Genomic DNA, 26,499 nt, shown 5'->3' with positions numbered 1-26,499 from the left:
GCGTTCACGGGTACCACCTCCTCGATCTGTCGCACGGCCTCCGGGAACGTAGCAGCCGGCGTTGTCGTCGGCCAAGTGAGATTTGCGGAGTCTCCATGGAGGGACCCCACGGAGGCTCATCGCAGGACTACTTGGGGTTCCGGTCGCCGCGCGGGCTGGGCGCGGGCTGGGCGCCGACCCCGGGCTGACCCCGCTCGGGCTGGAGAGTCCCGCCCTCCGGCCTTCTTGCTGTCTCCACCCTTGCCGGTACAAGCCGGACCGGTCGAGTACCAAGTCGGAGGACGGGGAAGGAGGGCGACGTCATAGGGGCGACGAAGACCGTCCCGGTGGTGGCGGCATCTCCGGTACGCCGCATAATCAGGGCTCGGCTGCTCGTGCCATCCGTCGACTGGCGCGGGTGGTGCACTGAGGGCCGAACGGAAAGGCTGATGGGGGACATGAAGGTCGCGAACGAACCGGTCATACCGGCAGAGATGGAAAGTCCCGCTCTGCGGGCCCAGCCGACCGGAAGTCTCGCGCGGTGGCTGCTGCGCCACCGGGTGCAGCCGGCCGGCCCGGCCGCAGGTGAGGGCCACACAGAGCAGCACGCCTGGTGGAAGGTCATGTGCCTGACCGGCGTGGACTACTTCTCCAGCCTGGCCTACGTCCCGGCGATCGCCGCACTCGCAGCCGGAGCGGTGTCGCCCCTCGCGACCATGGTGATCGTGGCACTGACCCTGGTGGGCATGCTGCCGATGTACCGGCGGGTCACACGCGAGAGCCCCAACGGAGCCGGATCAGTGGCCATGTTGGAGGACTTGCTGCCGTTCTGGTGGGGCAAGCTGTTCGTCCTGGTCCTGCTCGGCTTCGTCGCGACCTCCTGGATCATCACGATCACCCTGTCCACGGCGGACGCGTCCGTGCACGTGGTGGAGAACCCCTACTTCCCGCATGCGCTGCACGGCCACGAGGTCGCCCTCACCGTGGCATTGCTCGTCGTGCTCGGAGGGGTGTTCCTGCTCGGGTTCAGCGAGGCCGTAAAGGTGGCCATCCCTCTGGTCGTCGCGTTCCTCGCGCTCAACGCGGCAGTCATCGCCATCGGTCTCGTCGACGTCTTCACCACGTCCGGTGCGCTCTCGGCCTGGACGGACGCTCTTGGTGACGGCGGAGGGGGTTTCGGCAGTCTGGCAGAGCCCGCACTGCTGGCATTTCCCTTGCTGGTGCTGGGCCTTTCCGGTTTCGAGACCGGCGTGAGCATGATGCCTCTCATCGCCGCCAAGGGCAGCGACCCCGAGGAGCAGAAGCAGTCACGGATCCGGAACACCCGACGGCTCCTCACCACCGCCGCGCTCGTCATGAGCGTCTACCTGCTCGCCGCGAGTTTTGTGACGACCGTGCTCATCCCGCACAAGGAGTTCGAGCCCGGAGGCCAGGCGAACGGCCGGGCACTGGCATGGCTGGCGCATGAGAAGGTCGGCGAAGTCTTCGGCACCGCCTACGACATCAGCACCATCCTGATCCTCTGGTTCGCGGGCGCTTCCGCGATGGCCGGGCTGATCAACATCGTGCCCCGATACCTGCCCGACTACGGCATGGCCCCGGAATGGGGACGCGCGGTACGCCCCGTCGTCATCGTGTACACAGGGCTCTGCATCATCATCACGATCGCGTTCGGCGCCGACGTCAACGCCCAGGCCGGCGCCTACGCCACCGGCATCCTGGCCATGATGGTCTCCGGCGCGTTCGCCGTCACGGTATCCGTCGTCCGTAACCACCGCCGCTTGGCCGGAGCAGGATTCGCTCTGCTCACCGCCGTACTCCTCTACGCGCTGGTCGCCAACATCGTCGACAAGCCCGACGGCATCGCCATCTCCGGCATGTTCATCGCGGGCATCATCGCCGTGTCGCTGATCTCACGGGTCTCACGCACCACCGAACTGCGCGCCGACCGGATCGTGTTCGACGCCGCGGCACGTCAGTTCATCACCGACACCCTCGCCCACGACAACGCCATCAACATCATCGCCAACCGACGCGAGGCCGGTGACAGCGCCGAATACGCACACAAGGAGCGCGAACAGCGCGGCAACAACCCCGTGCCCGGACCCGCCGACGTGCTCTTCCTGGAGATCGACGTCGTCGACCCCTCCGACTTCAGCGAAACCCTCTCGGTGCACGGCGCCGAGGTCGACGGCTACCGCATCCTGCGGGCCGAGGCCCCGGCAGCTCCGAACGCCATCGCCGCGATCCTGCTCGCCCTGCGCAACGCCACCGGCGTCCAGCCGCACTGCTACTTCGCGTGGGCGGAAGGAAGCCCCCTGCGGCACATGTTCCGCTACTTCCTCCTGGGCCGGGGCGACACCGCTCCTGTCACCCGCGAGATCATTCGCAGCAATGAACCCGATCCCGAGCGCCGCCCTGGCATCCACGTCGGCGGCTGACCCCGGACCCCAAGGCCCAGGGCCGGAGGGAGGCGTTCGTCGGGAGCGGTCGACGGAGGCCAACGGCCGAGGGAACCTGACGTGGCGCGGTACCCGATCTCGTTCGATGACGGCGCGATGACCTTCCCCGAGGAGGAGTTGCCCGAGGCGGACGAGTCGGCCCACGCGGTGGTGCGGGAGTCTCAGGAGGCCAGTGTGCGGGTCTTCGGGGGCGGACTGGAAAGGCAGCGGGCGAGCGTCGTGGCCATCGACGGGACCGTCACCGACGGCCCTTACCCGGAGACCAAGGCGGTCCTCGGCGGGTTCTCGGTCATCGATGTGGCCTCATGTGAGGGCGCGCTGCGGTGGGCGGCCGAACTCGCCGCCGCGTGCCGCTGCGCGCAAGAGGTCCGGGAGGTCCTGCCCGACCCGACGCCCTGATCGAAGACGGTCTGCCGAGGCCTGGTCCGCACGGCATGCGTCCTGCCGGTTCGGTGTGCTGCGTGCTTCGGGGCGACGGAGTCGGGCGGCATGATCCGACGGGTGAGGCGTCGGCGGTGCCGAGGGTCGAGCCCGACCTCACGCCAGGGAAGCAAGGGCGACTCACTGCCACTCCCGCACGACGGGCCTGTCGGCGGGCGCGGGCAGGCATCCTCCGACCAACTGACCAACCGCGCCCTGACCCCGAACGACAGACTCCATCCACGCAGGTCACCCGTTCTCCTGCGGAGGGCCTGGGCCGGAAGCGGCCCGGGAGGCGGCCGGGCGAGTGAACGGGCGGGCGAACCGAGGGTGGCGCGGAAAGCCGGCGCGGTATATGTGCGCCCGTGCTCCTCAAACAGCAGCAGAATCAGCAGGCCCGCTCGGTCCGGCCGGGCCGCAGCTTTCGGCGCGGGTGGTTCGGCGCCGTCTCGACCGTGGTCGTCGGCGCCCTGACCATGGGCGTCGCGGGACCGATCGGCCCGCACGGCGCCGAACTCAGCCCCGACATCACCGCCATCATGAACAAGCCGGCCTACAAGCACGCCCAATGGGGGCTGCTGGAGGTGGACAACACAACCGGCCGCGTCATCCACTCGCAGTACCCGGACCAGTTCTTCATCCCCGGATCGACGGCCAAACTGGTCAGCGTCTCCGGTGCCTGGGACGCCCTGGGGGGCGACCACCGGTTCACCACCCCCCTGCAGGCGACCGGCCATCGCGACGGCTCCGTGCAGAACGGCAATCTCGTACTGGTCGGGAAGGGCGACCTGACCATGGGTGGCCGGACCGCGCCCGACGGTTCGGTGTCGTACACCACGATCGACCACACCTACGCCAACGACGTTCCCGGCGCGACCCTCACCCCGGAGAACCCGCTCGCCGGGCTCAATCAGATCGCCCGTCAGGTGCGCCGCTCCGGCATCACCGAAGTGCGTGGCGACCTGGCCGTCGACACTCGGCTTTTCACCTCCTACGCCGCACTCGATCCGACGCCGACCCCGTTGATCATCAACGACAACGTGATCGACCTGCTGACCACCCCGACGGCTCCGGGCCGGCCCGCACAGCTCAGCTGGCGTCCCCAGGTCGCGCCCTACCAGGTGACCTCCACCGTCCGGACCGTCCCTCCAGGCGGGACCACGGACATCCAGGTGACCGCGTCACCGGACGGCACCCGGATCAAACTGTCGGGCACGATCGCCGCGGACGCGCAGCCGACGCTGCGCATCTCGAACGTCCAGGACCCGGCTGCCTTCGGACGTACCGCACTGATCGAGGCGCTCGCCCGGGCAGGCGTCACGGTGACCGCTCGACCGACCGGTCCCAACCCGGCCGGCCTCGTACCGGGGTCCTACGCGGGAACGCAGCGCGTCGCCGCGTACGTCTCGCCGGTCTACGCCGAGTACGCGAAGCTCATCTTCAAGGTCAGCCACAACCTCGGCGCGAACCTCGCGATCTGCCTGATGGCCGTCACAGCGGGCAGCCACCAGTGCATCGACGGGTTCCCCGTCCTGAACCACTTCCTGCGCAAGGCGGGGGTCGACCCGACACAGGTGCAGCTCCTCGACGGGCGCGGCGGCAATCCTGTCGACCGGGTGACCCCGCGGTCGGAGAACGAGCTGCTTCACTACTGGCAGGGAACCCCGGACGCGGACCGCTTCCGTGAGGCCCAGCCGATCCTCGGTGTCGACGGCCTGCTCGCCTTCGTCTGCGACGGCCGCCCCACCTGTCCCGGCAAGGGCAAGGTGTGGGCGAAGACCGGCACGGTCACCGACCTCGACGCACTCAACGAGCGGCTGGCCGTCGGCGCGGAAAGCATCGGCGGATACCTCGACGCCGGCCACGGACGCCTGCACACCTTCTACCTCGCGGTGAACGGGGCATCCACCCCTGACATCCAGGGCGTCATCAACATCGGCGACGACCTGGCCCGCATCGCGGGCCTGCTGCAGGAGCAGGCCGCCGGCCACTCTCGCTGATCCCTGCGGATCCCCAGGGCCCCGACCGCACCCGCGGCCGGGGCTCTCGTGTGACCGACCCACTCTTCTCAGACCCACTCTTCTCCCGACGTGGCCGGGCTGTGTCGGCATCGCGTAGCCCTCGGGGCAAAAGAAAGGGGGCCAGGTGTTTTCGTTTTGCCGAGATCGGGAACTCAGCCCGCAAGCCGGTCAGGTGGCCTTCACCTTCAGGGGACTGGTCGGCTGTAGGTTCCCCCGGTTCGGCCACGTGTGCTGGGGGAGCCGCCCCCGCTTGCCGACCGAGGTCGCTTCGCCGGTGACCGACTGTGCGGGAGCGCTCAATAGATCTCTGCCATCTCGTGTCGCCCTTCGAGCACCCCTCTGGACACCGCGACACCCTGGCCCGTGGTCGACACCTGTGAAGTAGGCCATCCGGACGCATCCCCCGTAGGATTGTCGACCTTGAAAGGCCTTCAGCCCGAAGGCCTTGGCCTGGAATGACGAGGTTGAAGGGCACGTGACAGACATTCACCACCCAGTCGGACAGCCCGCCCGCTTGTCGATCACCCAGACCACCACCGGCGGCATCCGCGTCCTCGCCCTGGCCGGCGAACTCGACGCCGACAACGCCGGCGCCCTGCGCCAGGCCCTGCGCATAGAGGAGGAGAGCGCCCGGCTGACAGTCCTTGACCTTGGCGGGATCACCTTCATGGACTCGAGCGCCATCAGCGTCCTGGCCGCCGCCCGCCGCGACGCCGACGCCGCCGGCGGTTGGTTGCGGATGGCGGCTCTGACCGCGCCGGTTGAGCGAGTGGTCGAACTGGTCGGCCTCGACACGATCATCGCCTGCTATGCCACTCTCGCCGAAGCCCTCAAGCCCTGACCTGGACGGGCATCTCGCGGGGGAGGGTTTCAGCGCGCGAACGGGCCGCCCGGTCGGGCGTACGACAGCTTCAGAGATGTCACGGAGTACGACTTCGAGCCTGTCGTCGTGATGCCCGAGCCGGAGCCCCTCAGCAGGTGGACGAGGCCCCAGCGATCCTCGTAGCCGATCTGTTCGGCGGTGCCGATCATGAGGTCGCCGCGGTCGCCGCGGGCGTAGTCGGTGAGCTTGAGGTCGGCGCCGAACTGATCCTGGATCCCGGGCGTGCCGGTGATATCGGAGGTGTCCTGGGTGCAGGACTTGGCGCCGCTGCCGGATCGGGCAATCTGCAGGTCAGGTGCTGTACTCCGGCGCCGCAGCACCGCGTGTTGCACGAATAAGAGAGATTGCCGGTTATTGCGCGGAATGTCGGGTTACTCGGTTCGTGAAGCCGCACGCGACCCCACCCAGGAGCAGGAGGGTAACGATGATCACCCGAGAGCGGACATTCGCGGGGCTGGACCACCCCGTCTGCGACGTGGACTGCAGCAAAGTCGGCGACGCCTCGCGAGCGAGTCGACTTGGGAACCGGGGTTGAACCGGTCGAGCGCGTGCGACTGGAGACCGGCGAGGTCACCGAGGAGGCAGCCGTCACCGGCACGGTGCGCAAGGGGTCGGTGCCCTGGTCGGTGTCCTCGCGGCGGCCGGCGCACCGGAGCGGATTGCCCGGCTGGTGATGGTGGCGCCTTCACCCCGCCGCATCGGCCGGAGCTCGGTGAGGAGCTGGCTATGTCGTTCTGCGCGACCGACCCGGCGATGGCCCGGGTCTCTGCCCGCACGACGTCCGACAGCGGCGACGATCTGCAGAAGGTCGCCGTACCGACGCTGGTGCTGGAGCGCAGGCTGGACGTGATCGCCCCTCGCGAGGTCGGCACATGCGTTCACCAGGCGGTTCCCGGAAGCCTGCTGAGCACGTCGGAGGCGACGGGACACTGCCCGCAGCTGAGCGCCCCGCAGACCACCGCCGTGGCGATCACCGAGTTCATCGGTGCCGGCCGATGGACGTGCCGGCCCGACCAGGACCCGGATACGGGGCATCAGGCGGGCGTCACGGACGCGGCGTTCATCTCGTTGCTGGAGGACAGCGTCGAGGAGCTGTACGAGCAGGCGCCGTGTGGTTACGTGTCGACGCTGATGGACGGCACCGTCGCGAAGATCAACACCACCTTGCTGGACTGGCTGGGCCTGTCCCGGCCTCAGGTCGTGGGCCGGATGCGGTTCGCCGACTTCCTCACGGTGGGCGGCAGGCTCTACCACGAGACCCACTTCGCGCCGACGCTGCACATGAAGGGTGAGGTCAGCGGCATCGCCCTGGACATCAAGGCCGCCGCACATCAGCGGATGCCGGTCCTTGTCACGTCCAAGGTCAAGACCAGCGACGACGGCGAGCCGCTACTGATCCGCACCACCGTCTTCGACGCCCGCGAACGCCGCGCCTACGAGACGGAGCTGCTGCGAGGGCGCCGGGCGGCGGAAGAAGCGCACCGTCAGGCGGAGGCCGACCGCAGACGCCTCCAAGAAGCCCTCGCCGTGCTCCAGCAGAGCCTGCTGCCCGCCGCGCTGCCCGAGGTTCCCGGCCTGGAGGCAGCCTCGCACTACCACACCGCCTCCCCGGACCTGCTGGGCGGCGACTTCTACGATCTCTTCGCCCTGGGCGATGGCCGGTGGGCCTTCTTCCTCGGTGACGTGTGCGGCAAAGGCCCCCAGGCGGCAGCCATCACCTCACTCGCCCGCTACACACTGCGGGCCGCGGCCCTTCACGACCCCGACCCTGTCGCCGTGCTCAGCACCCTGAACACCGTCCTGCACGAGCGATACGCCAGCGGCGAGCCCCGCTACTGCACCGCCATATTCGGCGTCCTCCACCCCGCCGACGAGACGACCGACGCTCACTGGGCATCAGGAGGCCATCCCTCCGCACTGATCCAGCACGCGGACGGTACGGCCGACTATCTGCCGACCCCCGGCGGCATGCTCATCGGCGTCCTGCCCCAGGCGCCGTTCGTCACCGCGAGCGCCCAGCTCCTCCCCGGCGACACCCTGCTGCTCTACACCGACGGCCTGATCGAAGCCCGTACAGGACCCCGGCGCGAGGTGTACGGCGAGGACGCTCTGCGCGACTTCATGACCGGCCGGCCGGCAACGGGCCCCCGCGCCCTCATCAGGGCCCTGACCGGACTCCTCACCGACTTCGGCGAAGGACTCGACGACGACACCGCACTGCTCGCCCTCGGCGTACCCGCCCCGCAGCCGCCCTCAGGCGAAACCTGACATGAGCCGGTGGTGATCCAGCCTCGGACGCCGCCTGCTCCATGCGAGCTCTGACGCGGGCGTTGCCGACTCGTGAACCTCGGGTCCCGTGCCCCGGGGTCCTCGGTTCTGACGTTGCGGTCCTACCGGTCGAGGAGAGCGCTGACTGTCTTGCCGCATGCCAGACGTAGATGCGTCACCGAGCGCCCGTGCCGACGGTGACCGCACGCTCCACGGCGGATGAACACCTCATGCGCTGGTGGTCAGCGGGAGATCAGCCAGCGCCAGCGTCGCTGCTCCGCCACGACGCTGGCGGCAGCCAGCACGGTTACGACGCTCGCAGCCCATGCGGGCCAGGCCAGCCATGAAAAGGCAACGGCGGCCGAGAGCTGGAGAAGGACCAGAAGGATCGTGATCCAGCCAGGCACGGCGACGATCACACTCGCCTTGTCGCCCGGAGTGGAGAAGCACGTGGGAAGGCCGATCAACAGCACCACGGACAGGGCAGCGAGCAACCATGAATGGCTCACCAGCACCCATGGGGTCACCACCCAGGCGATGAGCTCCACCGCAAAGCGCAGAACCGACGCCGTACGGTCATCGGGTCGCGCCGAAATCGATCCGCCAGCAGCTTCGGCCATCTGCGGACGATCTCACGGTCCGCCGTCAACAGCCAAGGGCAGCAGGCACAGCTGTCCCTCTGCGCGATCGTTCCGGAAGTCCGCGCAGCGAGCGCCGGGTGGCCTCCTCCGGCAACTGGCGGCGCACCGTCCTGTCGTCCTCTACAGGTCGAGAAGCGGGCCCGTGTTGGTGTCGCCTCTGATCACTCGTGACTCCTTGCGACAGCACTGTCCTGCGCGATCCGGCCGGTCGCCTGCCGTGTCAGTCGGCGATCCGCCTCGTCATCGCCTACTCCTGGCCCTCGTTCAGACGGCGCAGGTCGTCCTCGTCCCACTTACGGGTGTCGCGGGGCTGCGTGTACGGCTCGGCGTCAGGACGCATTCCGCCGGCGACCGCCCGCTGGCGTACTGCCTCCGCGTCGAACTCCAGACCCAGCAGGATCGCCAAGTTGCTGATCCACAGCCACACGAGGAAGACGACGACGCCGGCCATCGTGCCGTAGGTCTTGTTGTACGAGGCGAAGTTGGCCACGTAGAACGCGAAGCCGGCTGAGGCGATCATCCAGATCACCAGCGCCAGGAAGCTGCCCGGAGTGATCCACCTGAAGCCTTTCACCTTCGCGTTCGGGCAAGCCCAGTACAAAATCGCGATCATGGCTGTGACCAGGACGACCAGGACGGGCCACTTGACGATCGACCAGACGGTCAGCGCGGAATTCCCGATCCCCAGCGCCTCGCCGGCCTGGCGAGCGATGCCACCGGTGAAGACGACGATGAGCGCGCTGACGACTGCCAGCACCATGAGGACGACCGTCACAGCGATCCGTACGGGCAGGATCTTCCAGACCGGCCGCCCTTCGGGCATGTCGTAGATGGCGTTCGCGGCACGGATGAAGGCCGCGACGTAGCCCGAGGCCGACCACACGGCCACCACCAGGCCGACGATGGCGACGACGGACCCGATACCCGCGTTGCCCTGCAACTGCTCCACAGCCCGGGTGAGGATGTCCCGCGTCGAGCCGGGAGTGAGCTGCTTGAGGTTGTCCAGCACCGTGTCGGTGGTCGACTTCCCGGTGATGCCCAGCAAGGAGACCAGGACGAGCAAGGCCGGGAACAGCGCCAGCACACCGCAGTAGGTCAGCGCTGCCGCCCGATCGGTCAGTTCGTCCTTCTGGAACTCCCGCACGCTCCCGGAGAGGACCTTGCCCCACGCTCGCCTGGGCAGCTCCGTCGGTGCGTCCGGCGCCCTCTCTTCCACCTCAGGCCCGGGCCCGGCCTCGTCCGGTGCCGGCACAGGGTCTGCGGCATTCACGTCTTTTCGCCCAGAAGGCCAGAATTTTGCCATGCCGGCCGAGTACCCAAGCTGATGGTGTTGAGCGGTGATCGGAGAAACGGCGTCCTGAACGCACCTCCGTCCCACCTGGTCAGAGGCCCGGCGCGACGGGGCTGCCGCTTCGTGCCGCTCGTCGCGGCGTCCGCCCTCACTTCTCGTCCACCCGCCGCCTCATTCAGCCTGCGCCACGGCCGGGCAACGGCACAGGGGAGCCGCCTTCGCCCCCAGAGACGACTCCTATGATCCAGGGGTGAAACCAGAACCCCGGACCGGCCGCCCCAGGGGCTACCCGGCGAAACCGAAGATCCAGCGCCGCCTCAGGCCGGCGACGGCGGCATTCTCGGTCATCACGGCGGTGCTGTACGCAGCTGCGGTCGTGTGGCCCCTGGTGATCGGCGCGCGGACGTGGATGTGGGTGGACGTGATCGTCTTCCCGTTCATCGCACTGATCGCGTACGCAGTGATCCTGGGGGACCGCACGAACGACGGCTCACTCCCCAACAGCCCGTTCGGCTGAGGCGCTTCAGTTCGATGAGCAGGATGCCGGGGAGCGGGGCACGTCGAGGCCACATTTCGTGGCCTACGTTTTCAGCCGAACCTGGGGAGCGCGGGCGTGGCACTCGTGCGATCAGTCTTCAAAGTAGGCCTTGGCGACTGCGTAGGTGTCCTCGTAGAGGTGGTAGCGGCTGATTCGCCCGTCCCGGACGGTGGTGTGCAGGGCGAACGCGGTGTCGATGACCCGGCCCGTCTCCTTGACCTCGGAGACCATGCGTCCGAAGAGCACCACGTCGTCGCCTTCGGCGATGACCTGGCGGAGGTCGAACTCCTTGGCCTGCACATGGGTCTGCAGCAGGTCGAAGAACGTCCGCATGCCCTCCGCGGAGTCGACCGCCGGTACCCAAGGAATGCCCGGCGGGTGCGGGATGGAGAACGACACGGAGTCGGCGAAGAGCGCCGCGGCCTCCGCGTTCTTCCCCTCGGCGAGCAGCGGGAACAGGCGTTGGACGGTCCGTGCCGGTGATTCTGCTGTCATGCGAATCGACGTTACCGGTCGTACCTGCACGAGGCGGCTCAGACATTGGAGGCGCCTACAGCCGGAGGTGGAGGAACAAGCCGGGTACCAGGTCGGGATGCGAAGAGGGAAAGTCCCGTTGTGCAGCCGCGAAAACGGTAGCGCGGCACCCGCTCGCTGCTCAGCGCGAGGCCGGTGCGGCATGCGGTGTGCGGCTCGGGTCGGTTGCGGCGAACCGTGGATGCGGTGAGGTGTTCGGGCCGCCAGGTAGCCACCGAGGCGGCAGCCAGGAGGAGTTCGGCAGCGGCGGGGGATTCCGTCCTCGTGCGGGGTACACGGCGACCATGAACGCTGAGACCCTCGCCGTGCCGGCCGCTTCCTACGGCGGCGCGCTGTGGCTGATGGTGGCGGGCATCGCCGTCGTCATCACCCTGGTCGTCGCATTCTTCATCGGCACCCGACACTCTGCCCGGCGAGACGTGTCGACGAATCCGCCGCAGGCCGCACAAGCGCGCCGTGACCTGACGAACCCAGCACGTCGCGGTGACGGATGGAGCACACCCGACGACGACCCCGAACAAGGGCACCCACACCGCTGACGGCACATCGTCCACGTCATGCTGAGCCGTCCGGTGGGTTCGGTTCCCATCGCGCTCCCGCTCGGTTCGTGTTGTTTCGTCGCGGACCGATTCGTCGTGGGATGCAGGAGCGCCGTCCCCGCCTGAGAGTCCCGAGAGATTCTCACGACCCAGGGATAGCGCGGGCAACTTGGGAACTCTGAACGCTGTGGCCACACCACCATCGACCAGCTGGGGCCACCGTCCGCCGAAGTAAGGAGCCGCATCATGCGCGCACTGTCCCTTGTCTGCTCCCTCAACGCCTCACCCGCGTCCTCCAGCAGCCACCTCCTCGCCGAGCAGGTGATGGCGAAGTTCCGGGATCTCGGAGTAGAAGGTGAGCTGGTGCGGGTGGCGGACTTCGATGTCCGGCCCGGTGTGGAACAGGACATGGGCGACGGCGATCAGTGGCCCCAACTGCGCGAGAAGGTGATGCAGGCGGACATCCTCCTGATCGCTACGCCGATCTGGCTGGGCCACGCGTCCAGCATCTGCCAGCGTGTTCTGGAGCGTCTGGACGCGGAACTCTCCGAGACGGACGACGAGGGCAGGCTGCTCACCTACAACAAGGTCGCCGCCGCTGCGGTCGTCGGCAACGAGGACGGCGCCCACAAGGTGAGTGCCGACCTCTTCCAAGGCCTCAACGACCTGGGATTCTCGCTGGCGCCGGGGGCCGTGACCTACTGGGTCGGCGAAGCCCAGCAGGGGACCGACTACCAGGACCTGAAGGAGACACCCCACGCCGTGACGTCGACGACCCACACGCTCGCGGTCAACACGGTGCACCTGGCACGGCAGCTCGCCGAAAGCCCGTACCCGCCCAGCTGAAACCGGCACCCGGTCGATCGAGGTAGTTCGCGCCTCCCTCGTCATCGATCTCGAAGGCGCACTCACGGATGATGCAGAACTCGTCGCCCTGGGAAACGCCCTGGATCACCGTGTGAACGGCAATGTGCCGGCACCCTGGGGCGATGTGCTGGATTCAACCAGGACCCGTGCCAGGTCGATGCATGCCGGAAGGCTGTCGAGCGCGAGGGGCTGGGTGGCGACAGCACCCTCGTGCAGTACGAGGAGCTGGGTGGAGAGGGTGGCCGGGTCCGAGCAGCCCGCTGTGGCTGCGAGTTCCTTGAACAGGTTCAGCAGCCAGAGCTTCTGGTTCGCGGCGATACGGTGTGCGGGATGCGAGGGGTCCGGGAGTTCGGCGAGCGCGTTGATGAAGGCGCACCCACGGGTGTTCGTTTCACTCCAGGTCCGCAGCGCCTCGAAGGGGGCGGTGACGGCCTCGGCAGGAGTCGCGCCGACGTCGACGGCGGCAAGGACGAGTGATCGCCAGCGCTGGTCGCGGCCCGTCAGATAGGCCGCCACGAGGTGGTCTTTCGAGCCGAACTGGTTGTACAGGGTCCGTTTGGTCACGCCTGAGTGCTCGGCGATCAGATCCACACCGACCGCTGTGATTCCGCGGCTGTAGAACAGCTCCTCGGCGGCCGCCACGATGCGCCGCCCGGCCGGCGTCTTAGGCCGCGCTTCCTGCACGACGGGCCCCTTCACTGATCGGTGTACGGTGGGAGAAGTTCACAGATCAGTATACCCGCGAGGAGGTTCAAGCGATGGGTGTGTCCGGCTTCATGCGCGCGGTGCGGATCACGGAGCACGGAGGACCGGAGGTTCTTGAGCTGACGGAGGTCGCCGTCCCTGTTCCGCAGGCAGGGGAGGTGCTGGTCCAGGTCGGCGCAGTGGCCCTGAACAACACGGACCTGTGGACTCGCGAGGGCGCCTACGGCCGTCCAGGAGACCCGCGGGCGAAGTCGGGCTGGCGCGGCCCCATCGACTTTCCGCGCATCCAGGGCGCCGACGTGGCCGGCCGCGTCGCGGCCGTCGGCGCCGGAGTGGAGGGGAGCCTCATCGGGCGCCGAGTGGTCGTCGACCCCGCCATCTACGACAGCGAAGGGCCGGACGCCAACCCCGTGGGGCTCATGGGAAGCGAACGGGACGGGGGATACGCCGAGTACCTGGCAGCGCCGGTAGAGCGTGTACATGACGTGACGGAATCCCCGCTCACGGACGATCAGCTGGCGGCGTTGCCGACCGCCTACGGCACGGCGCTGGGCATGATCGAGCGAGGTGGGCTGCGGGAGGGAGAAACCGCCCTGGTCTCGGGAGCCTCCGGCGGCGTCGGCCTCGCGCTGGTGCAGATCGCCCGTGCGCGCGGCGCGAGGGTGATCGCCATCAGTAGCGGGCTCAAGGTCGATGCCGTACGCGAAGCGGGCGCGCACGAAGTCATCGACCGTGAAGGAGACGTCGCCGAGCAGATCCGCGCCGCTGCCCCGGAGGGCATCGACGTCGCACTCGACGTCGTGGCCGGTGAGCTGGTGAGTGACGGGCTCCCGCTGTTGCGCGAAGGGGGTCGGTGGGTCATCGCCGGCGCACTCGGCGGCTACGACGTGACGTTTGACGTGCGCCGCCTCTACCTGCACAACGCCCAGGTCGTCGGGTCCTCGATGCACACGCCCGCACACTTCGACCTCCTCATGGACATGGCTCGTCGGGCGGAGGTCCAGCCCGTCATCGCCGCGACCTACCCCCTGGACGAGGCCGCTCGGGCCCAGGAGGAACTCTCCCGTAGAGGGCACGTGGGAAAGATCGTCATGCGCCCCTGCGTTCCATCCGGCGGCATGCAGGACAGCGCGTGGGTGGTTGCCGGCCTCAGGCGCCTCGAACCGGCTGCCCTCGCCTTCACGGTCGACCGACATGTGGGCGTATTGTCCCAATATGAGGAGCGGACGTGACACGCAGCGGGTGATTCCCCTTCCGCACTGCCCGCCCGTCTGGATGGGGACGTGTGGTGTCTAGCCGCGGTCAGAAACCCGGCTTCGGGATCCTGGATGAAGCCCTGGCGGACACGGTGCGCCGCACCGGCGCCTCCGCGGGTGGGATCTACCTGCTCGACGAGGCCGCAGAGGTGCTGGGCCTTGTCGTGATCTGCGGCATCCCCGCGGACATGGTTCGGCCATGGCGGCGAGTTGCCCTGGGCGCGTCGGTGCCGGTCAGCGATGCAGTCAGCGAGGGTCGGCTGGTGTGGGTGGGATCCCAGGACCACATGGCCCGCGCCTATCCCCGCGCCGCCGCGAGCCTGCCCTACCGGTTCGCGCTCGCCGCGACCCCACTTCAGGGCAGAACCCGGTGCTGGGGCGCATTGATGCTGTTGTGGCCCGCCAGCCACCCTGCCGGCGCCACCGCACGCGAACGGGGCACCATCGCCGCAGCGGGCCGGCGCATCGCTCGCCTCCTTGACCAGGTCCCCGTGCCGTCCACCGCGCCGGAGCACCCCAGAATCGTTCCGGTCGGGGCGGTTGCCCGCCCGCCCGGAGTCCAGTCTCCGCAAGCCGCCGTGGACTACATCGAGCGCCTGCCGGAAAGAGCGCTGGGTCTGGACCTCCAGGGCCGCATCACTTTCCTGGCCGCCGCCACGGAATCACTGCTCGGGGTCGACGCCGGGCGGCTGCTGGGGACCCGGCCATGGCAATCCCTGCCCTGGCTGGACAACATCCACATCGAGGACCACTACCGCACCGCCGTCATCAGCCGTGACCCCGTCACCTTCACCGCTCTGCGGCCCCCCGACACCTGGCTGACCTTTCAGCTCTACCCGGACGCCAGCGGCATCAGCGTCCGCATCACGCCCGCCACGGCACCCGAGCACGGCCGCCCCCCGCCCGCCCGGCCGTCACGATCCATCGGTGCCGCCGCGTCGAGTGCTCCGCAGGCCGGGCGTCTGTATCAACTGGTGCACCTGGCGGCCGCGCTGACCGAGACGGTCGCCGTCCGCGACGTCGTCGAGCTCATCGCCGACCAAGTGCTGCCCGCTTTCGGCGCGGACGGCCTGGTGGTCTCCACGAACGACGCAGGCCGCCTGAAGATCACCGGACACCACGGCTACGACCAGCAGACGATCGACGCACTCGACGGCCTGCCACTGGACACCGACCTCACCCCTGCCGGACAGGTACTCGCCGACGGCATGCCCTCCTTCTTCGCGAGCCCCCACGACATGGGCCGCCGCTACCCCGGAGCACCCAGGATCAGCGGCAAACAGGCATGGGCCTTTCTGCCGCTGGTGGTCTCCGGCCAGCCCGTGGGCTGCTGCATCCTCTCTTACGACCGCCCTCACGATTTCGGCGCGGACGAGCGTGCCGTGCTGACTTCGCTGGCCGGAATGATCGCCCAGGCCCTGGACCGCGCCAGGCTCTACGACGCAACCCGCGACCTCGCCGGCAGCCTTCAGCAGGCTCTCCTGCCTCGCAGCCTGCCAGCCCTGCCGGGACTGGAGAGCGCGGCGCGCTACCTGCCCGCCAGCCGCGGCATGGACATCGGGGGAGACTTCTACGACCTCATCCGCATCGACGCCACGACCGCCGCGGCCGTCATCGGCGACGTCCAAGGGCACAATGTTTCGGCCGCCGCCCTCATGGGGCAGGTCCGCACCGCGATCCACGCCGCCGCAGGCGCCCCGCCCGACCAGGTGCTTGCCCGCACCAACCAGGTCCTTGCCGACCTGGAGACCGACCTGCTCGTCTCCTGCCTGTACGTGCATATCGATCTCGCCCGCCAAGTAGCCGTCCTGGCCAGTGCGGGCCATCCACCGCCGCTCCTGCACCATGCCGCCAGGGCGCCCCGCGTCATGGAACTCGACCCGGGCCCCCTGCTCGGCATCGACCCGGGCCTCTCCTATCCCCTCACCTCTCAACCGCTGCCGTCGGGCACCACCCTCGCCCTCTACACCGACGGTCTCGTCGAGGTTCCCGGCATCGATGCCGACGAGACCGCCCACAGCCTCGCCCGCCGCCTTGCCGAACACAACGGGCACAGTCTGGACCGCCTCATCGACGTCCTCCTCCACCACGCCCGGCCCAATGCCCACTACACCGACGACATCGCCATGCTTCTGCTCCGCACCTGCTCACCGCCCATGTGAGCCATCTCCTTCGCCACAGGTCGAAGAGGGCGACCGCTGTGGCTGCCCGCCGGTTCGAGGTGGCTGCAACCTCCCGGGTCCAGGGCAGGGGCCGGACCGGCCTTAGGCGGGGAACATGACCGGCTCCGTCGGTCAGGCGAGCCCGACGTCTGTGGCACGCCGTACGTCCTCATCGCCGAGGACCCGCCATCGCGCCTACAAGACGTGGTGCAGCCAGCGTTGGAGGACCGTGTTGACTGCCGGTGGCAGGGCACTGATCTGGTCGATGGCGGCGCGGTCCTCGGGCAGGGGAGGGATGCCCGCGGCGGTGAGCGCCGCGTGCAGGGCCAGACGCCGCTGGTCCTGTGGGTCGAGGGTGTAGCGCAGACGCTGGGCGGGATTGGGCGGCGGCAGGAAGACATCGGGGTCGTTGCCGGGCTGGACAGGGCTCGGCCAGGAGTCCTCTCGCGGCAGAGCGGTCTCGTGTGCACCGAAGGCGCAGGAACCCAGGGTCTCGTTACTCCAATGAGCCATGTCTGTCTCCTCACTGTGCGTTGCGGACTACCGTTGCAGACCACTCCTGGAGCCGGTTCGGTTGCGGTAGAGGCTGGACATCACACAGGTGGCGTCATCGGCGGCTCATCGCCTTGTGTGACCGTCGTGCCGCAGGCGCCGAAGGGCCCGGGCGCCGGTCAGCGACGGGCGCGAGCGAGCAACGCAGCATGCGGCAAAGACAGCACACCGTTCTCATCGGCGAGTTCCGCGCTGAACACGTCGAAGTGGCGCTTGATCTCGGCGCGGATCCGTGGGGTCTGGCTCGCCACCATCTGCCCGGTGGACGCAACACCACTCGCCGGCCCGCTCCACCACTCATCAGGGCTCGCTCGGTGATCCCAACGCAAGGTCTCGCAAGTCGCCTCGCGTAGTCCCGCCGAACCCATCAGCTCCGTCAGACCGTTCTCGTCGCGGGTGAACTCATCCTCGGGGGCCAGTCCCGCCGGCAGATGGGGCGGACGCACGGCACGCGCGGCCTGGATCGCGCGGCCGATCAAAGCCTGCCCTGGTGCGGGCGGCATGGCCCATACCGTGAACGCGATCCAGCCGTTCGGCTTCACGACGCGACGGAGTTCGGCCAGGGCCACCTTGGGCCGGCCCACGTGGTTCAGTACGAAGTTGGCGACGATGGCGTCGAATTCTTCGTCGGCGAAGGGGAGTTCGGGAAGCGTGGCCACCTGCACGTCAGCCGCAGGTGCGGACCGCGTCGCCAGCTCGACCATCGTCGGTTCCGCGTCTACGGCGCTCACGGTCGCGCCTCGGGCGCACGCGGCGGCGGCCACGGTCCCTGGCCCCGTTCCCACGTCCAGCATCCGCGTGCCAGGTCCGACCTCGGCGGCATCGAGCAGTCGCGGTACCGGGTGGGCGCACAGCCTGGCGAAGCTTCCGGAGTAGGCGACACCCTGGCCCGCCCACTTCAGCCGCTCGCTCTCGTCGAACGTCGTCAACGACATCGAACCCCTTCCGGCTTGAGTGAGATCCATTGTGCCGTGACCCTGTCCGACCGACCGATTCGGGTGCCGACGCACAGGGAGCCGCAGGTCGCGCGGTCCGAGCATGCCCGGTACTGGGTCCCGGGACAATGATCGGCATGACGTCACTCCACTGCAACCCACTCTTCGCCCGTCTTGCCGATGCCGAACGGATCCTCGTCGCGGGTGCGGGCGGCGGCTTCGACATCTACTCCGGCCTGCCGCTGGCGCTTTCTCTACTGCACCAGGGCAAGCAGGTGTACCTCGCCAATCTGTCCTTCAGTGCACTGGAAGGGCTCCCGATCGACGACTGGGTCGCACCCGACGTGGCAGCCGTGAGCCCCACCTCATCGCTGCACCAGACCTACTTCCCGGAGCGGACTCTTGCCCAATGGCTGCACCAGCACGGCTATCCCTCCACTGTTTACGCCTTCCCCCAGACCGGGGTTCGTCCGCTGCGCGCCGCCTATCAAGCACTGATCGAACTGCACCGAGTCGATGCCGTCGTACTGGTGGACGGCGGCACGGACATACTGATGCGGGGTGACGAAGCCGGGCTCGGCACTCCGGAGGAGGACCTGGCCAGCGTGGCGGCGCTGGCCGCCCTGGACGACATGGCCACCCGTCTCGTCGTGTCAGTCGGGTTCGGTGTCGACGCGTACCACGGCGTCAACCACACGCAGGTGTTGGAGAACATCGCCGCGCTGGAACGTGACGGCGCGTACCTCGGTGCGTTCTCGATACCCCGTGCCACTCGCGAGGGCGCTCTCTACCTCGACGCGGTGACACACGCTCAGCAGCACACCCCGGAACACCCCAGCATCGTCAACGGATCCATCGCGGCAGCCGTGCGCGGCTCCTTCGGTGACGTCCGGTTCACTGATCGCACCCGGGGCAGCGAGTTGTTCGTGAACCCGCTGATGTCCCTGTACTTCGCCTTCGACCTCCCGGGCCTGGCGGCCCGCTGCCTCTACCTGGACCGGATCGAGGAAACCCACCTCATGCGCCAAGTCCACTCGCGCATCGCCGAGTTCCGCGAAACGCTGGTGACTCGCCCGCCTCGCGCCTTCCCTCACTAGAGTCTTCAACTCCGCCACAGGTGAGGGTCGTTGTGTCTGGGTGCGGCAGCGAGAGGCGGGTGAGCCGGTGACCGGAGCCGACCGCCCGCGGCGGCGCAGGCGGGGCCGCCGGCGTCGCGCGTCGGACCGTCGGCAGCGGGTGTTGGCGTACGGCAGAGAGACCTACGCCCGCTTGAACCCGTGGCTCCGCTCCACCTTCGCCACGTGCAGGGTGTAGTTCTGGTACCACTCGGCTCGTCCACGTTTTTGCGCCGCGCGGTGCTCGGCGTCGGACCGCCATTCCGTGAGGGCATCGGCGTCGCGGAAGTACCCGACAGTGATGCCCAGCCCGCCCGGAGTCTGCGCGTGGTCCATCCCCAGGTACCCGGGGACGTTCTTCACCAGCTCTTCCATGCGGGCGTTGGTCTCGCTGTAACCGCTCTGGTCCTGGGTTCGCACCGCGGTGAAGACAGCTACGTAGTAGGGGGGTTCATAGGCCTCGACCGGCGTGACAGGCGCTTCCGATTGATCGCTCATGACGCCACCGTAGGACGGGACGCGTGGATCGATCCAGTGTCTTTCCCGAACGGGATGCATAAGGGATCACGCTCTTTGCCGAAGGCAGCCGAGCGCCCCCACAACGCGCTGAAACGGCCAGGAACGCAGCCGCCCATCGGCCGGGTTCGGGCCAGGTCGCCACAAGGGCTTGCCGATCTGGAACCGAACATGATGGACGTGTCGGGACCGAGGGTGCTGGTGCTGCTCGGGGAGCAGCCGACGGGTCGCTCTTGAGGTGGGTTGTGCACCGGGAGGACGAGCCGGTTGCCGTCGGGCGGTGTGAGTTCGAGCGGCGGCACATGTCGGGTCGGTGGCGCCGGCTCGGCCAGATGGGTCAGTGCCCTGGGGATGTTCTGGGGACGCAGGTGGACGTCGTAGTTGTAGGCCGGCCCCATTGCTCCCCCCTGCCGGGCCGGACCGCACCATCTCATGACCCGCCCAGGGGGGAGCCCGCGAGTTTCCGCGTCCATTCGGCGGCACCGCCGCCCCCTCCGGACGCTGCCTCCGACTTTCCGTTGCCGACCGGCCCAGTCCCCGGCGCCTCTGTGCGGTGGCCTCCGACCAGACCCGACAGCTAATTTACGAAGATGGCCACCAGCAGAGGTGCAGAACCGATCCAGGTGTCGACCCTCAACGGCGTCGGCGCCACGCTCATGAAGTGCCTGGCCGCGCTGATACTCCTCTGCGGACCGGTTGTCCTGGCCATCGCTGCCTCGTCTCTCGGGCACCCCTGGGTCGCTCTGCTCGTCGGTGCCGTCGCCACGGCTGTGGGCATCCCGGCCGGCGTCGCGGTGTGGCGTCTGGCCGGTCGCAACCGCGCGGCGACCCGGCGCCTTGAGACGGTCGGTATCAGGGCGACGGCGGAGATCATCGCCCTCACCCTCGTCTCATCGGACGAAGGGCACGTCTACGAAGTCGTCATGCGGGTCAGCGGTACCGGCCTTGCCCCTTTCGAAGTGACCCAGAGCCGTGCCGGTGGCACCGACCTGCACGTAGGCGCTCACCTGCGAGCGCTGGTGGACCCTTCCGACCGTTCCTACGCGATCCTCAACTGAACGTCGGCACCATGCCGTGCGCCTGCCCGGCTTCCTTGAGTACGCACGGCCCCTTGCACTCGCGGAGCAGCGGCTCACGGCTGCCGATGCCGACATGCCCGGCGCGCCGCACGCGGGCACCTGGCGCCGCTGGATGCCGCCGACCCTTCGAGCAGATATCAGGGAGACCGCGGGGGCCTGTCAACCGTCCTCGTCACGTCTGGCGGGCCTTCACACGGTGCGCTGCATGCACACCAGTTGATCCCGCCCGTCCCATGATTCGGTGACGGCGAAACCGAGCCGCTCGTACAGGGTGATGGCCCCGGTCCGCCAGTTCCACACCGACAACCGCACGGTGCTCACGCCGCTCTCCGCGGCATGCTCAAGCGCGGCACCGAGGAGGGTGGAGGCGATGCCCTGACCTCGGGCGGCCGGGGCCGTCCAGAGTCGCTTGACCTCCGACCGCCCGTCAGCGGGGGCGGTCATGACCAGGCAGCCCACGCCGGTGCCGCCCCTGTGGGCCAGCAGCACTACGTCGCCGGCGAAGGCGCTCCGCGGGTCCGAGACCTCCGTCCGGTAGCGGTCCGGCAACTCGTCCACGTCGGCGACGGCGTTGCCCTTCTCGGCCTCCGTCTGCAGGTGGTACGCGGCCAACAGCCCGGTCAGCTCGCTCTCCGCGGAGGGGAAACTGCCCGGCCGGCGGACGACAGCAACCTCGCCTTGGTCAGTCATGACGCCAGCATCACACGACACGAGCGAGGCTCCACATCAGCCCCCTGAGGAGAGAAGCGAACCGTAGATCGACCGGTTGGGCCGGCTGCAATTCGAACGCTGTGCCGACAGAGCGCGTTGACCGTGGGTACGCCGGCTGGTCGTGCCTTCCGGGATCGGCGAGCGGCTTCCACCGGCCTGACCTGCCTCCCGGAGTGGTGTGTGCGCACGGCAGCCTCGGCCGCGGCGGCCTGACCCGAGGGGGATCCGTGACCGGTCACCGAGTCGTCGCACTCGTGGCGACTCTGATCCTGCTGAGCGCAGCCTGTACGCACGGTGACCCACAGAGCTCCAAGGCATCCCAGCGTGCTGCTCGACCTGCCTCTACCTGGCGCTACGACTATGTGGGATCGAGCAGGAACGCCGCCCTGGTCGACATTGCCGCCGCCAGTGCGGACGATGCCTGGGCGGTCGGCCGTACTCCGGTGACCGGGAACGTCACGGGACAGGGCGTGTTCCTGCTGCACCGCGATCGCACCCGCTGGCGCCGCTACCAACTCCCGCACACGCTCGTCCGTTTGGAAGGCATTTCCTCCGCCCGGCTGGACGCGCCCTCCTCCGGTGGCGATGTCTGGCTGTTCGGGGGAAGCCCCGACGCCGGCGATCGCGCGTTGGTCGCACGCTGGGACGGAGCACGATGGCGAGCGGTGCCCGTGCCGGCACGGTTTCCCCGGGTCGTGCTCGGGGTGTCGATGTTCGGCGCCGACGACGGCTGGGTGGTCGACGGGACGCGCACGGGCTGGAAGTGGGAAGGCAGCAGTTGGAGTCCCGTCCGGCTGCCGGCCAACGCGTCGGACGTGGCGGGCGTCTCGGGGAGCGACGTATGGGCGGTCGGTACGGCGCTGCCGCCCAAGGATGTGTTGGCCGACCCCGGGCCGGCGGCCATGCACTGGAACGGCCGGGCCTGGCACCCCGCGTCGATACCGGATGTTCTGGCCCAGGAGCCCACGCCGGATCCTGACGAACTACAGGGCGAGGACGAGCTTTCCTACGAGGCATCACTGAACATGCTGGTGGTGCGGTCGGCCGACGACGTACAGGCTGTCGGGTCGGTGACCGGCGAAGGTGGCCAAGACGTCCACGACAACCAATTGCTGCTTCGCTGGGACGGATCACAGTGGACCAAAGAGGCTGCCGTCACCAGTCGTTGCTGCGTCACGGGGCAGGCCGACGGTGTCGCACTCCTGGGTTCGACCTACTACCTCGGCGCCTCCGGGGCGGCAGTGCGGATCGGAGAGCCGCCGTACGTCGCGGACCGGTCCGGCAGGATCACGGACGTGGACAGGAAGCAGAAGGCTCCATCTGAACGATCAGACGCTGATCCCCGGCACCCACGAGATCTGGGCCGTAGGCGCGGCGGGTCTGGAGGCTCATGGCGCCGCCGACTTCCAGCGCCCGGTCGTCAGCCGTCGCTCACTGCCGCACCGACCCTGATGGTACGGCGAGGTTCAACCTGGCCTGTGTCGTCGCGGGGCACGCGGTGGCTGTCGGCCTCTCAGCGGCGACCGGGCGGAGCGTGGGCCGGGGCGGGGCCGTAAGGTCCTGGTGCGTGGAGTTCATACAGAGGCACGGCGGGCTGTTTGCGCGAGCCGGAGACGGGCTCTCCCGTGCCCAGACGGCAGTGTTCCAGGATCTTACCGGACAGGTCGCGAGGGGTGAGTACGAGGACGCGGAGGTCCGCGCGCAGGCTTTCGCCGACCGGCCGCGGCGGCCCTGGGACCGGAGCTCGAGCCACCTGCCGGTGTGGCTGGCGAGGACGATCGCCGTCACGGCTGCCGTACTGCACGGCCGCAGGGGTCACGTACTGGCCGAACTCGACGCGCTGACTACGGAGTTGCGGGAGACGAGCGGCGGAGATCGGACCGTTCTGCTCGTGCTGCGGATCAATCGGGCGGTCGTCCTCCTTGGCGAAGAGCAGTACGGGAAGGCGGAGGCCGAGGCGTCGGACGTCCTGGGTGAGGTGACCCGACTGGCCCATCTCGCGCAGGTGGCAGACCTTGAACTGTCCGCGCTGGCCTGCCTGGCGGAGGCGCTGTGCGGGCAGAACCGGTTCGAGGAGGCGGAGGCCGTGGCGCGCGGCAATCTGCCCCGCGCGGCGGGGAACAGAGCCGCCTCCTTCCGGTACCTCCTTGTGTGCAGCCTCAACGGGCAGAGCCGCTACGAGGAGGCACTCGCCGAGGCCGTCCAGCCCACGCCACCTGTCTCCCGAGCCGGGAGCGGGCAGCCCGCCATGGCGGCCGCTGCCGCTCTGCACGCTCTGGACCGCCGCGATGACGCCGAGGTGACCGCTCGTCAGGCACTGTCCGCATGCGAGGAGTTCCTTCATCCCGACCATCCACGCATCCGCGAGGCGCGGGACCTGCTGACCCGGATCACGGCGGGGGAGCCCCCGCGCGATGCCCCGGACACGGAACCCAGGTCCTAGCGGCAACGGCCCGCGCACGATGACCGCTCAAGCCCGGGAGCGACCGTGTGCAACAGCCGCCCCACAGGGGGCTGTCGCACACGGCCTCGTGGCTCCGCTCCTACTCGGCCATCTCGTACGCCCCGGACAGCGCCTCGACGTGCTGCCAGACCTGCGCCGAGCGTGCTTCGTCAACGACGGGACGTCGGATGGCCCCAAGTGCCCAGGCCTGCTGCTGTTCCGTGGCCGAGTCCTTGCCGTGCAGTTCGACGCAGTGGCCGGAGAAGTCCCGGACGAGGACGGAGAACAGCTCGTCGAGGACGGACCCGTCCAGGTCCGTCAGACGCGCCTGCTCCAGGATCAGCTGGCCGTGCACCACCAGCGCGAACAACTGCCCCACGGAAAGAAGGAAGTCGAGGTCGCGGCTCTGCTTCTCGTCGGGGGCGACGGAGGTGACGAACTCGCAGAGGGCGTCGGCCTGTTCCCGGAAACGGGCGACGTTCGGAACCTCGGCGAACGCGTCGTAGGCGGGGCGCCAGTCGTGGAACCGGACGGAACCCAGGCCGCGAGCCGGCCCCTGGCGGAAGAGGAAGTCGTCGTCGGCCGCGTCCCGGCGGGTCGGCACGGCCGGGTGACTGACCGGGTCCAGCAGGTGGTTGTGCATGAACTTGAGGATCAGCGCGAGGTTGACGTGGACGGTGCCCTCGAGCTTGGGCAGGCCGCGGATCTCGACGGCGGCCTGGGAGAAGTAGTTGTCCTTCTCGAAGCCCTTCGCCGCGATGACGTCCCACATCAGGTCGATGACCTTCTCTCCCTCCGTGGTCACCTTCATCTTGGTCATCGGGTTGAAGAGCAGATAGCGGCGGTCCTCGGGACCGGCCGAACGGAAGTAGTCCACGGCGCGGTCGCTGAACAGCTTCATGCCGACGAGGCGGACGTAGGCGTCGGTCAGTTCCCGGCGTACATGCGGGAACGCGGTGACGGGGCGACCGTAGAGGATGCGGTTCTGTGCGTGGGTGACGGCCTCGTACATCGCGTGCTCGCAGATGCCGATCGAGGCGGTGCAGAGGTTGAACTTGCCGACGTTGACCGTGTTGAGGGCCGCGTCGAAGGCGGCGCGGCCGGTGTGCAGGACGTCCTCGGGGGCGACCGGGTAGTCCTCCAGGCGGAACTCGCTGACGTACTTGGAGGAGTCCACCACGTTCTTCACCAGGTGGTACGCCGAGTGGCGGCTGTCGGCCGCGAAGAAGACGTACCCGTCCGGGCCCTCGACGTCGGTGCGGCGGCCGAACACGGAGACGAGGCCGGCGGCGTTGCCGTTGCCGATGTAGTACTTGGAGCCGCGGGCCCGGAAGCCGCCGTTGCCGTCGGGCTCCAACAGCATGTCGGTGGAGTAGATGTCGGCGCCGTGGCTCTTCTCGGACAGGCCGAAGGCGAAGACCTCACCCTGCGACAGAAGGTCCGCGGCACGGCTGCGGGCGGCGGCGTTCTCGCTCTGCCAGACCGGACCGAGACCGAGGATGGTCACCTGCCAGGCGTACCAGTAGTCGAGGCCGTAGAACCCGAGTATCTCGTTCAGGGCGGCGATCCGGGCGGTGTCCCAGCGCTGGTCCTCACCCTCGCCGGCTGAGGCCGGGGTGAGGAACGTGGCGAACAGGCGCTCCTTGGCGGCGAAGGCGAGGAAGTCACCGAGCCAGGCCCGCGTGCGGTAGTCCTCGATCAGACGGCGCTTGCCACGGTCCTCGAACCAGTCGACGGTGGCGCGCAGCAGCCTGCGGGTCTCGGCGTCGAAATGCGCGGGGTCGTAGGTGTGCGGATTGAACAGCAACGGAGTGGCCATCGAGGTTCGCCTTCCAAGGAATGGGGGGTCGAAGATGAGTACAGGGGCAAGCGAAGCGGGTGCGGCTCAGGCGGACGGCTTCGAGACGCTGTGCCGGGGGCCGGCCGTGACGCCGGGGGCAGGGCTGAGGGTGCGGAGGGTGGCGAGGACGTCGTCGAGCCAGGCGATCGTCATCCGCTCGTACGCGATGCCTCCGCGCAGCACGACGTGCTGGAGTTCCTGACCGGCGTCGAGCGGTGCGGGGGCCTCGGGCCCGGTGAAGTCGCGTGACTCGCCCGCGAGGTAGCGCGCGAGCCGGTCGTTGTGGACCTGGTGGTGCCGCTCGACCTCGTCGATGAGCGCTGCCGGGTCGTCGAAGGCGGCGCCACGGATCTTCACCGCGAGGTCGTGACGAAGGCTCTCCGGTTCGATCGGCTCGTGCAGCCAGCCGGAGAGGGCGGTGCGTCCGGAGTCGGTGACGGAGTATTCGTTCTTGTCCGGCCGTCCCTGCTGCGGCACCTCGCGGACGGCGAGAAGGTCCTCGTGCTCCATGCGCTTGAGGACGCGGTAGATCTGCTGGTGCGTGGCGGTCCAGAAGTAGCCGATGGAGCGCTCGAACCGCCGGGCCAGCTCATAGCCGGAACCGGGCTTTTCCAGCAGAGAGACGAGGATCGCGTGTTCGAGCGCCATGACGGACAGCCTTCTATGCAACTTATTGCATAGGCAAGGGCCGTCGCCCCGGTGAGACACGGCTCACCCTTGCCGTGGCGGAGGCGCGGAGCGG

Annotated in this window: 26 protein-coding genes; 15 read left to right on the top strand and 11 right to left on the bottom strand. The window is 68.7% G+C overall.

Going from position 1 to position 26,499, the window contains the following annotated elements; all coding sequences use genetic code 11:
- Positions 1-473: 473 nt before the first annotated feature.
- From ACIRQH_RS37525 to ACIRQH_RS37510, 4 genes are all read left to right on the top strand, one after another.
- A complete protein-coding gene (locus ACIRQH_RS37525) occupies positions 474-2,420 on the top strand; it encodes an amino acid transporter (protein ID WP_388880970.1) in 1,947 nt (648 codons plus the stop codon).
- A gap of 81 nt (positions 2,421-2,501) precedes the next feature.
- On the top strand, positions 2,502-2,840 hold the full coding sequence (locus tag ACIRQH_RS37520) for a YciI family protein (RefSeq protein ID WP_404229645.1): 339 nt from the start codon (positions 2,502-2,504) through the stop codon (positions 2,838-2,840).
- Positions 2,841-3,226: 386 nt separating this feature from the next.
- Entirely contained in the window at positions 3,227-4,861 is a 1,635-nt protein-coding gene (gene dacB, locus ACIRQH_RS37515; RefSeq protein ID WP_404229642.1) for a D-alanyl-D-alanine carboxypeptidase/D-alanyl-D-alanine-endopeptidase, read from the top strand.
- 535 nt (positions 4,862-5,396) lie between these two features.
- Positions 5,397-5,723, top strand: coding sequence for an STAS domain-containing protein (locus tag ACIRQH_RS37510; RefSeq protein ID WP_388880976.1), 327 nt, complete (start codon positions 5,397-5,399; stop codon positions 5,721-5,723).
- Positions 5,724-5,752: 29 nt separating this feature from the next.
- Here the strand turns inward: ACIRQH_RS37510 and ACIRQH_RS37505 are convergent, their stop codons facing one another.
- Positions 5,753-6,097, bottom strand: coding sequence for a hypothetical protein (locus tag ACIRQH_RS37505; protein ID WP_404229638.1), 345 nt, complete (start codon positions 6,095-6,097; stop codon positions 5,753-5,755).
- A 216-nt stretch (positions 6,098-6,313) separates the two neighbouring features.
- Between ACIRQH_RS37505 and ACIRQH_RS37500 the strand changes: the two genes are divergently transcribed.
- Both ACIRQH_RS37500 and ACIRQH_RS37495 read left to right on the top strand, forming a co-directional pair.
- Complete coding sequence (locus ACIRQH_RS37500) at positions 6,314-6,439, top strand: hypothetical protein (RefSeq protein WP_404229635.1); 126 nt, start codon at positions 6,314-6,316, stop codon at positions 6,437-6,439.
- A gap of 52 nt (positions 6,440-6,491) precedes the next feature.
- Positions 6,492-8,033 carry a SpoIIE family protein phosphatase gene (locus ACIRQH_RS37495; RefSeq protein WP_404229632.1) on the top strand — a complete coding sequence of 514 codons (1,542 nt, stop codon included), beginning with the start codon at positions 6,492-6,494 and terminating at the stop codon, positions 8,031-8,033.
- 242 nt (positions 8,034-8,275) lie between these two features.
- On the opposite strand, the gene ACIRQH_RS37490 is transcribed toward ACIRQH_RS37495, so the two are convergent.
- Both ACIRQH_RS37490 and ACIRQH_RS37485 read right to left on the bottom strand, forming a co-directional pair.
- Positions 8,276-8,653 carry a hypothetical protein gene (locus tag ACIRQH_RS37490; RefSeq protein ID WP_404229629.1) on the bottom strand — a complete coding sequence of 126 codons (378 nt, stop codon included), beginning with the start codon at positions 8,651-8,653 and terminating at the stop codon, positions 8,276-8,278.
- A gap of 268 nt (positions 8,654-8,921) precedes the next feature.
- Complete coding sequence (locus tag ACIRQH_RS37485; RefSeq protein ID WP_404229626.1) at positions 8,922-9,977, bottom strand: YihY/virulence factor BrkB family protein; 1,056 nt, start codon at positions 9,975-9,977, stop codon at positions 8,922-8,924.
- 238 nt (positions 9,978-10,215) lie between these two features.
- Between ACIRQH_RS37485 and ACIRQH_RS37480 the strand changes: the two genes are divergently transcribed.
- A complete protein-coding gene (locus ACIRQH_RS37480; protein ID WP_404229624.1) occupies positions 10,216-10,482 on the top strand; it encodes a hypothetical protein in 267 nt (88 codons plus the stop codon).
- Positions 10,483-10,593: 111 nt separating this feature from the next.
- Here the strand turns inward: ACIRQH_RS37480 and ACIRQH_RS37475 are convergent, their stop codons facing one another.
- Positions 10,594-10,998, bottom strand: a complete 405-nt coding sequence (locus ACIRQH_RS37475; protein ID WP_358817674.1) for a nuclear transport factor 2 family protein — start codon at positions 10,996-10,998, stop codon at positions 10,594-10,596.
- A 323-nt stretch (positions 10,999-11,321) separates the two neighbouring features.
- Here ACIRQH_RS37475 and ACIRQH_RS37470 point away from each other — a divergent pair, with 323 nt between their 5' ends.
- Both ACIRQH_RS37470 and ACIRQH_RS37465 read left to right on the top strand, forming a co-directional pair.
- Positions 11,322-11,576 carry a DUF6479 family protein gene (locus tag ACIRQH_RS37470; protein ID WP_404229621.1) on the top strand — a complete coding sequence of 85 codons (255 nt, stop codon included), beginning with the start codon at positions 11,322-11,324 and terminating at the stop codon, positions 11,574-11,576.
- 246 nt (positions 11,577-11,822) lie between these two features.
- Positions 11,823-12,422 (top strand): flavodoxin family protein, encoded by a 600-nt coding sequence (locus ACIRQH_RS37465; RefSeq protein WP_388880996.1) that lies wholly within the window; start codon positions 11,823-11,825, stop codon positions 12,420-12,422.
- Positions 12,423-12,527: 105 nt separating this feature from the next.
- On the opposite strand, the gene ACIRQH_RS37460 is transcribed toward ACIRQH_RS37465, so the two are convergent.
- Positions 12,528-13,127, bottom strand: coding sequence for a TetR/AcrR family transcriptional regulator (locus tag ACIRQH_RS37460; protein WP_404229618.1), 600 nt, complete (start codon positions 13,125-13,127; stop codon positions 12,528-12,530).
- 74 nt (positions 13,128-13,201) lie between these two features.
- On the opposite strand from ACIRQH_RS37460, the gene ACIRQH_RS37455 reads away from it, so the two are divergent.
- Positions 13,202-14,380, top strand: a complete 1,179-nt coding sequence (locus ACIRQH_RS37455) for a zinc-binding dehydrogenase (RefSeq protein WP_404229615.1) — start codon at positions 13,202-13,204, stop codon at positions 14,378-14,380.
- Positions 14,381-14,433: 53 nt separating this feature from the next.
- The gene (locus ACIRQH_RS37450; protein WP_388881005.1) at positions 14,434-16,566 is read left to right on the top strand and encodes a SpoIIE family protein phosphatase; all 2,133 of its coding nucleotides are present in this window, start codon (positions 14,434-14,436) and stop codon (positions 16,564-16,566) included.
- 195 nt (positions 16,567-16,761) lie between these two features.
- Here the strand turns inward: ACIRQH_RS37450 and ACIRQH_RS37445 are convergent, their stop codons facing one another.
- Together ACIRQH_RS37445 and ACIRQH_RS37440 are read right to left on the bottom strand one after the other, a co-directional pair.
- On the bottom strand, positions 16,762-17,079 hold the full coding sequence (locus ACIRQH_RS37445) for a hypothetical protein (RefSeq protein WP_388881008.1): 318 nt from the start codon (positions 17,077-17,079) through the stop codon (positions 16,762-16,764).
- Positions 17,080-17,237: 158 nt separating this feature from the next.
- Positions 17,238-18,047, bottom strand: a complete 810-nt coding sequence (locus tag ACIRQH_RS37440) for a class I SAM-dependent methyltransferase (protein WP_404229725.1) — start codon at positions 18,045-18,047, stop codon at positions 17,238-17,240.
- Positions 18,048-18,190: 143 nt separating this feature from the next.
- Here ACIRQH_RS37440 and ACIRQH_RS37435 point away from each other — a divergent pair, with 143 nt between their 5' ends.
- A complete protein-coding gene (locus ACIRQH_RS37435; protein WP_404229611.1) occupies positions 18,191-19,150 on the top strand; it encodes a DUF1152 domain-containing protein in 960 nt (319 codons plus the stop codon).
- 162 nt (positions 19,151-19,312) lie between these two features.
- Here ACIRQH_RS37435 and ACIRQH_RS37430 read toward each other — a convergent pair whose 3' ends face one another.
- Positions 19,313-19,666 carry an antibiotic biosynthesis monooxygenase gene (locus tag ACIRQH_RS37430; protein WP_358817681.1) on the bottom strand — a complete coding sequence of 118 codons (354 nt, stop codon included), beginning with the start codon at positions 19,664-19,666 and terminating at the stop codon, positions 19,313-19,315.
- A 608-nt stretch (positions 19,667-20,274) separates the two neighbouring features.
- On the opposite strand from ACIRQH_RS37430, the gene ACIRQH_RS37425 reads away from it, so the two are divergent.
- Entirely contained in the window at positions 20,275-20,742 is a 468-nt protein-coding gene (locus tag ACIRQH_RS37425) for a hypothetical protein (protein WP_358817682.1), read from the top strand.
- 210 nt (positions 20,743-20,952) lie between these two features.
- Here ACIRQH_RS37425 and ACIRQH_RS37420 read toward each other — a convergent pair whose 3' ends face one another.
- Positions 20,953-21,453, bottom strand: coding sequence for a GNAT family N-acetyltransferase (locus ACIRQH_RS37420; protein WP_388935049.1), 501 nt, complete (start codon positions 21,451-21,453; stop codon positions 20,953-20,955).
- 275 nt (positions 21,454-21,728) lie between these two features.
- Here ACIRQH_RS37420 and ACIRQH_RS37415 point away from each other — a divergent pair, with 275 nt between their 5' ends.
- Entirely contained in the window at positions 21,729-23,030 is a 1,302-nt protein-coding gene (locus ACIRQH_RS37415) for a hypothetical protein (protein WP_404229608.1), read from the top strand.
- An 83-nt stretch (positions 23,031-23,113) separates the two neighbouring features.
- Entirely contained in the window at positions 23,114-23,917 is an 804-nt protein-coding gene (locus ACIRQH_RS37410; protein ID WP_404229605.1) for a hypothetical protein, read from the top strand.
- A gap of 100 nt (positions 23,918-24,017) precedes the next feature.
- Here ACIRQH_RS37410 and ACIRQH_RS37405 read toward each other — a convergent pair whose 3' ends face one another.
- Positions 24,018-25,736 carry an acyl-CoA dehydrogenase family protein gene (locus tag ACIRQH_RS37405; protein WP_404229602.1) on the bottom strand — a complete coding sequence of 573 codons (1,719 nt, stop codon included), beginning with the start codon at positions 25,734-25,736 and terminating at the stop codon, positions 24,018-24,020.
- A gap of 66 nt (positions 25,737-25,802) precedes the next feature.
- Positions 25,803-26,405: a PadR family transcriptional regulator gene (locus ACIRQH_RS37400; RefSeq protein ID WP_404229598.1), complete on the bottom strand. Its 603-nt coding sequence runs from the start codon at positions 26,403-26,405 to the stop codon at positions 25,803-25,805.
- Positions 26,406-26,499: the final 94 nt, after the last annotated feature.

The organism is Streptomyces sp. NPDC102279, from assembly GCF_044766365.1.
In the GTDB taxonomy this organism is placed as follows: Bacteria; Actinomycetota; Actinomycetes; order Streptomycetales; family Streptomycetaceae; genus Streptomyces.
Note: the sequence above shows the minus strand (reverse complement) of the source record. Positions and strands in the feature narration are given on the sequence as shown.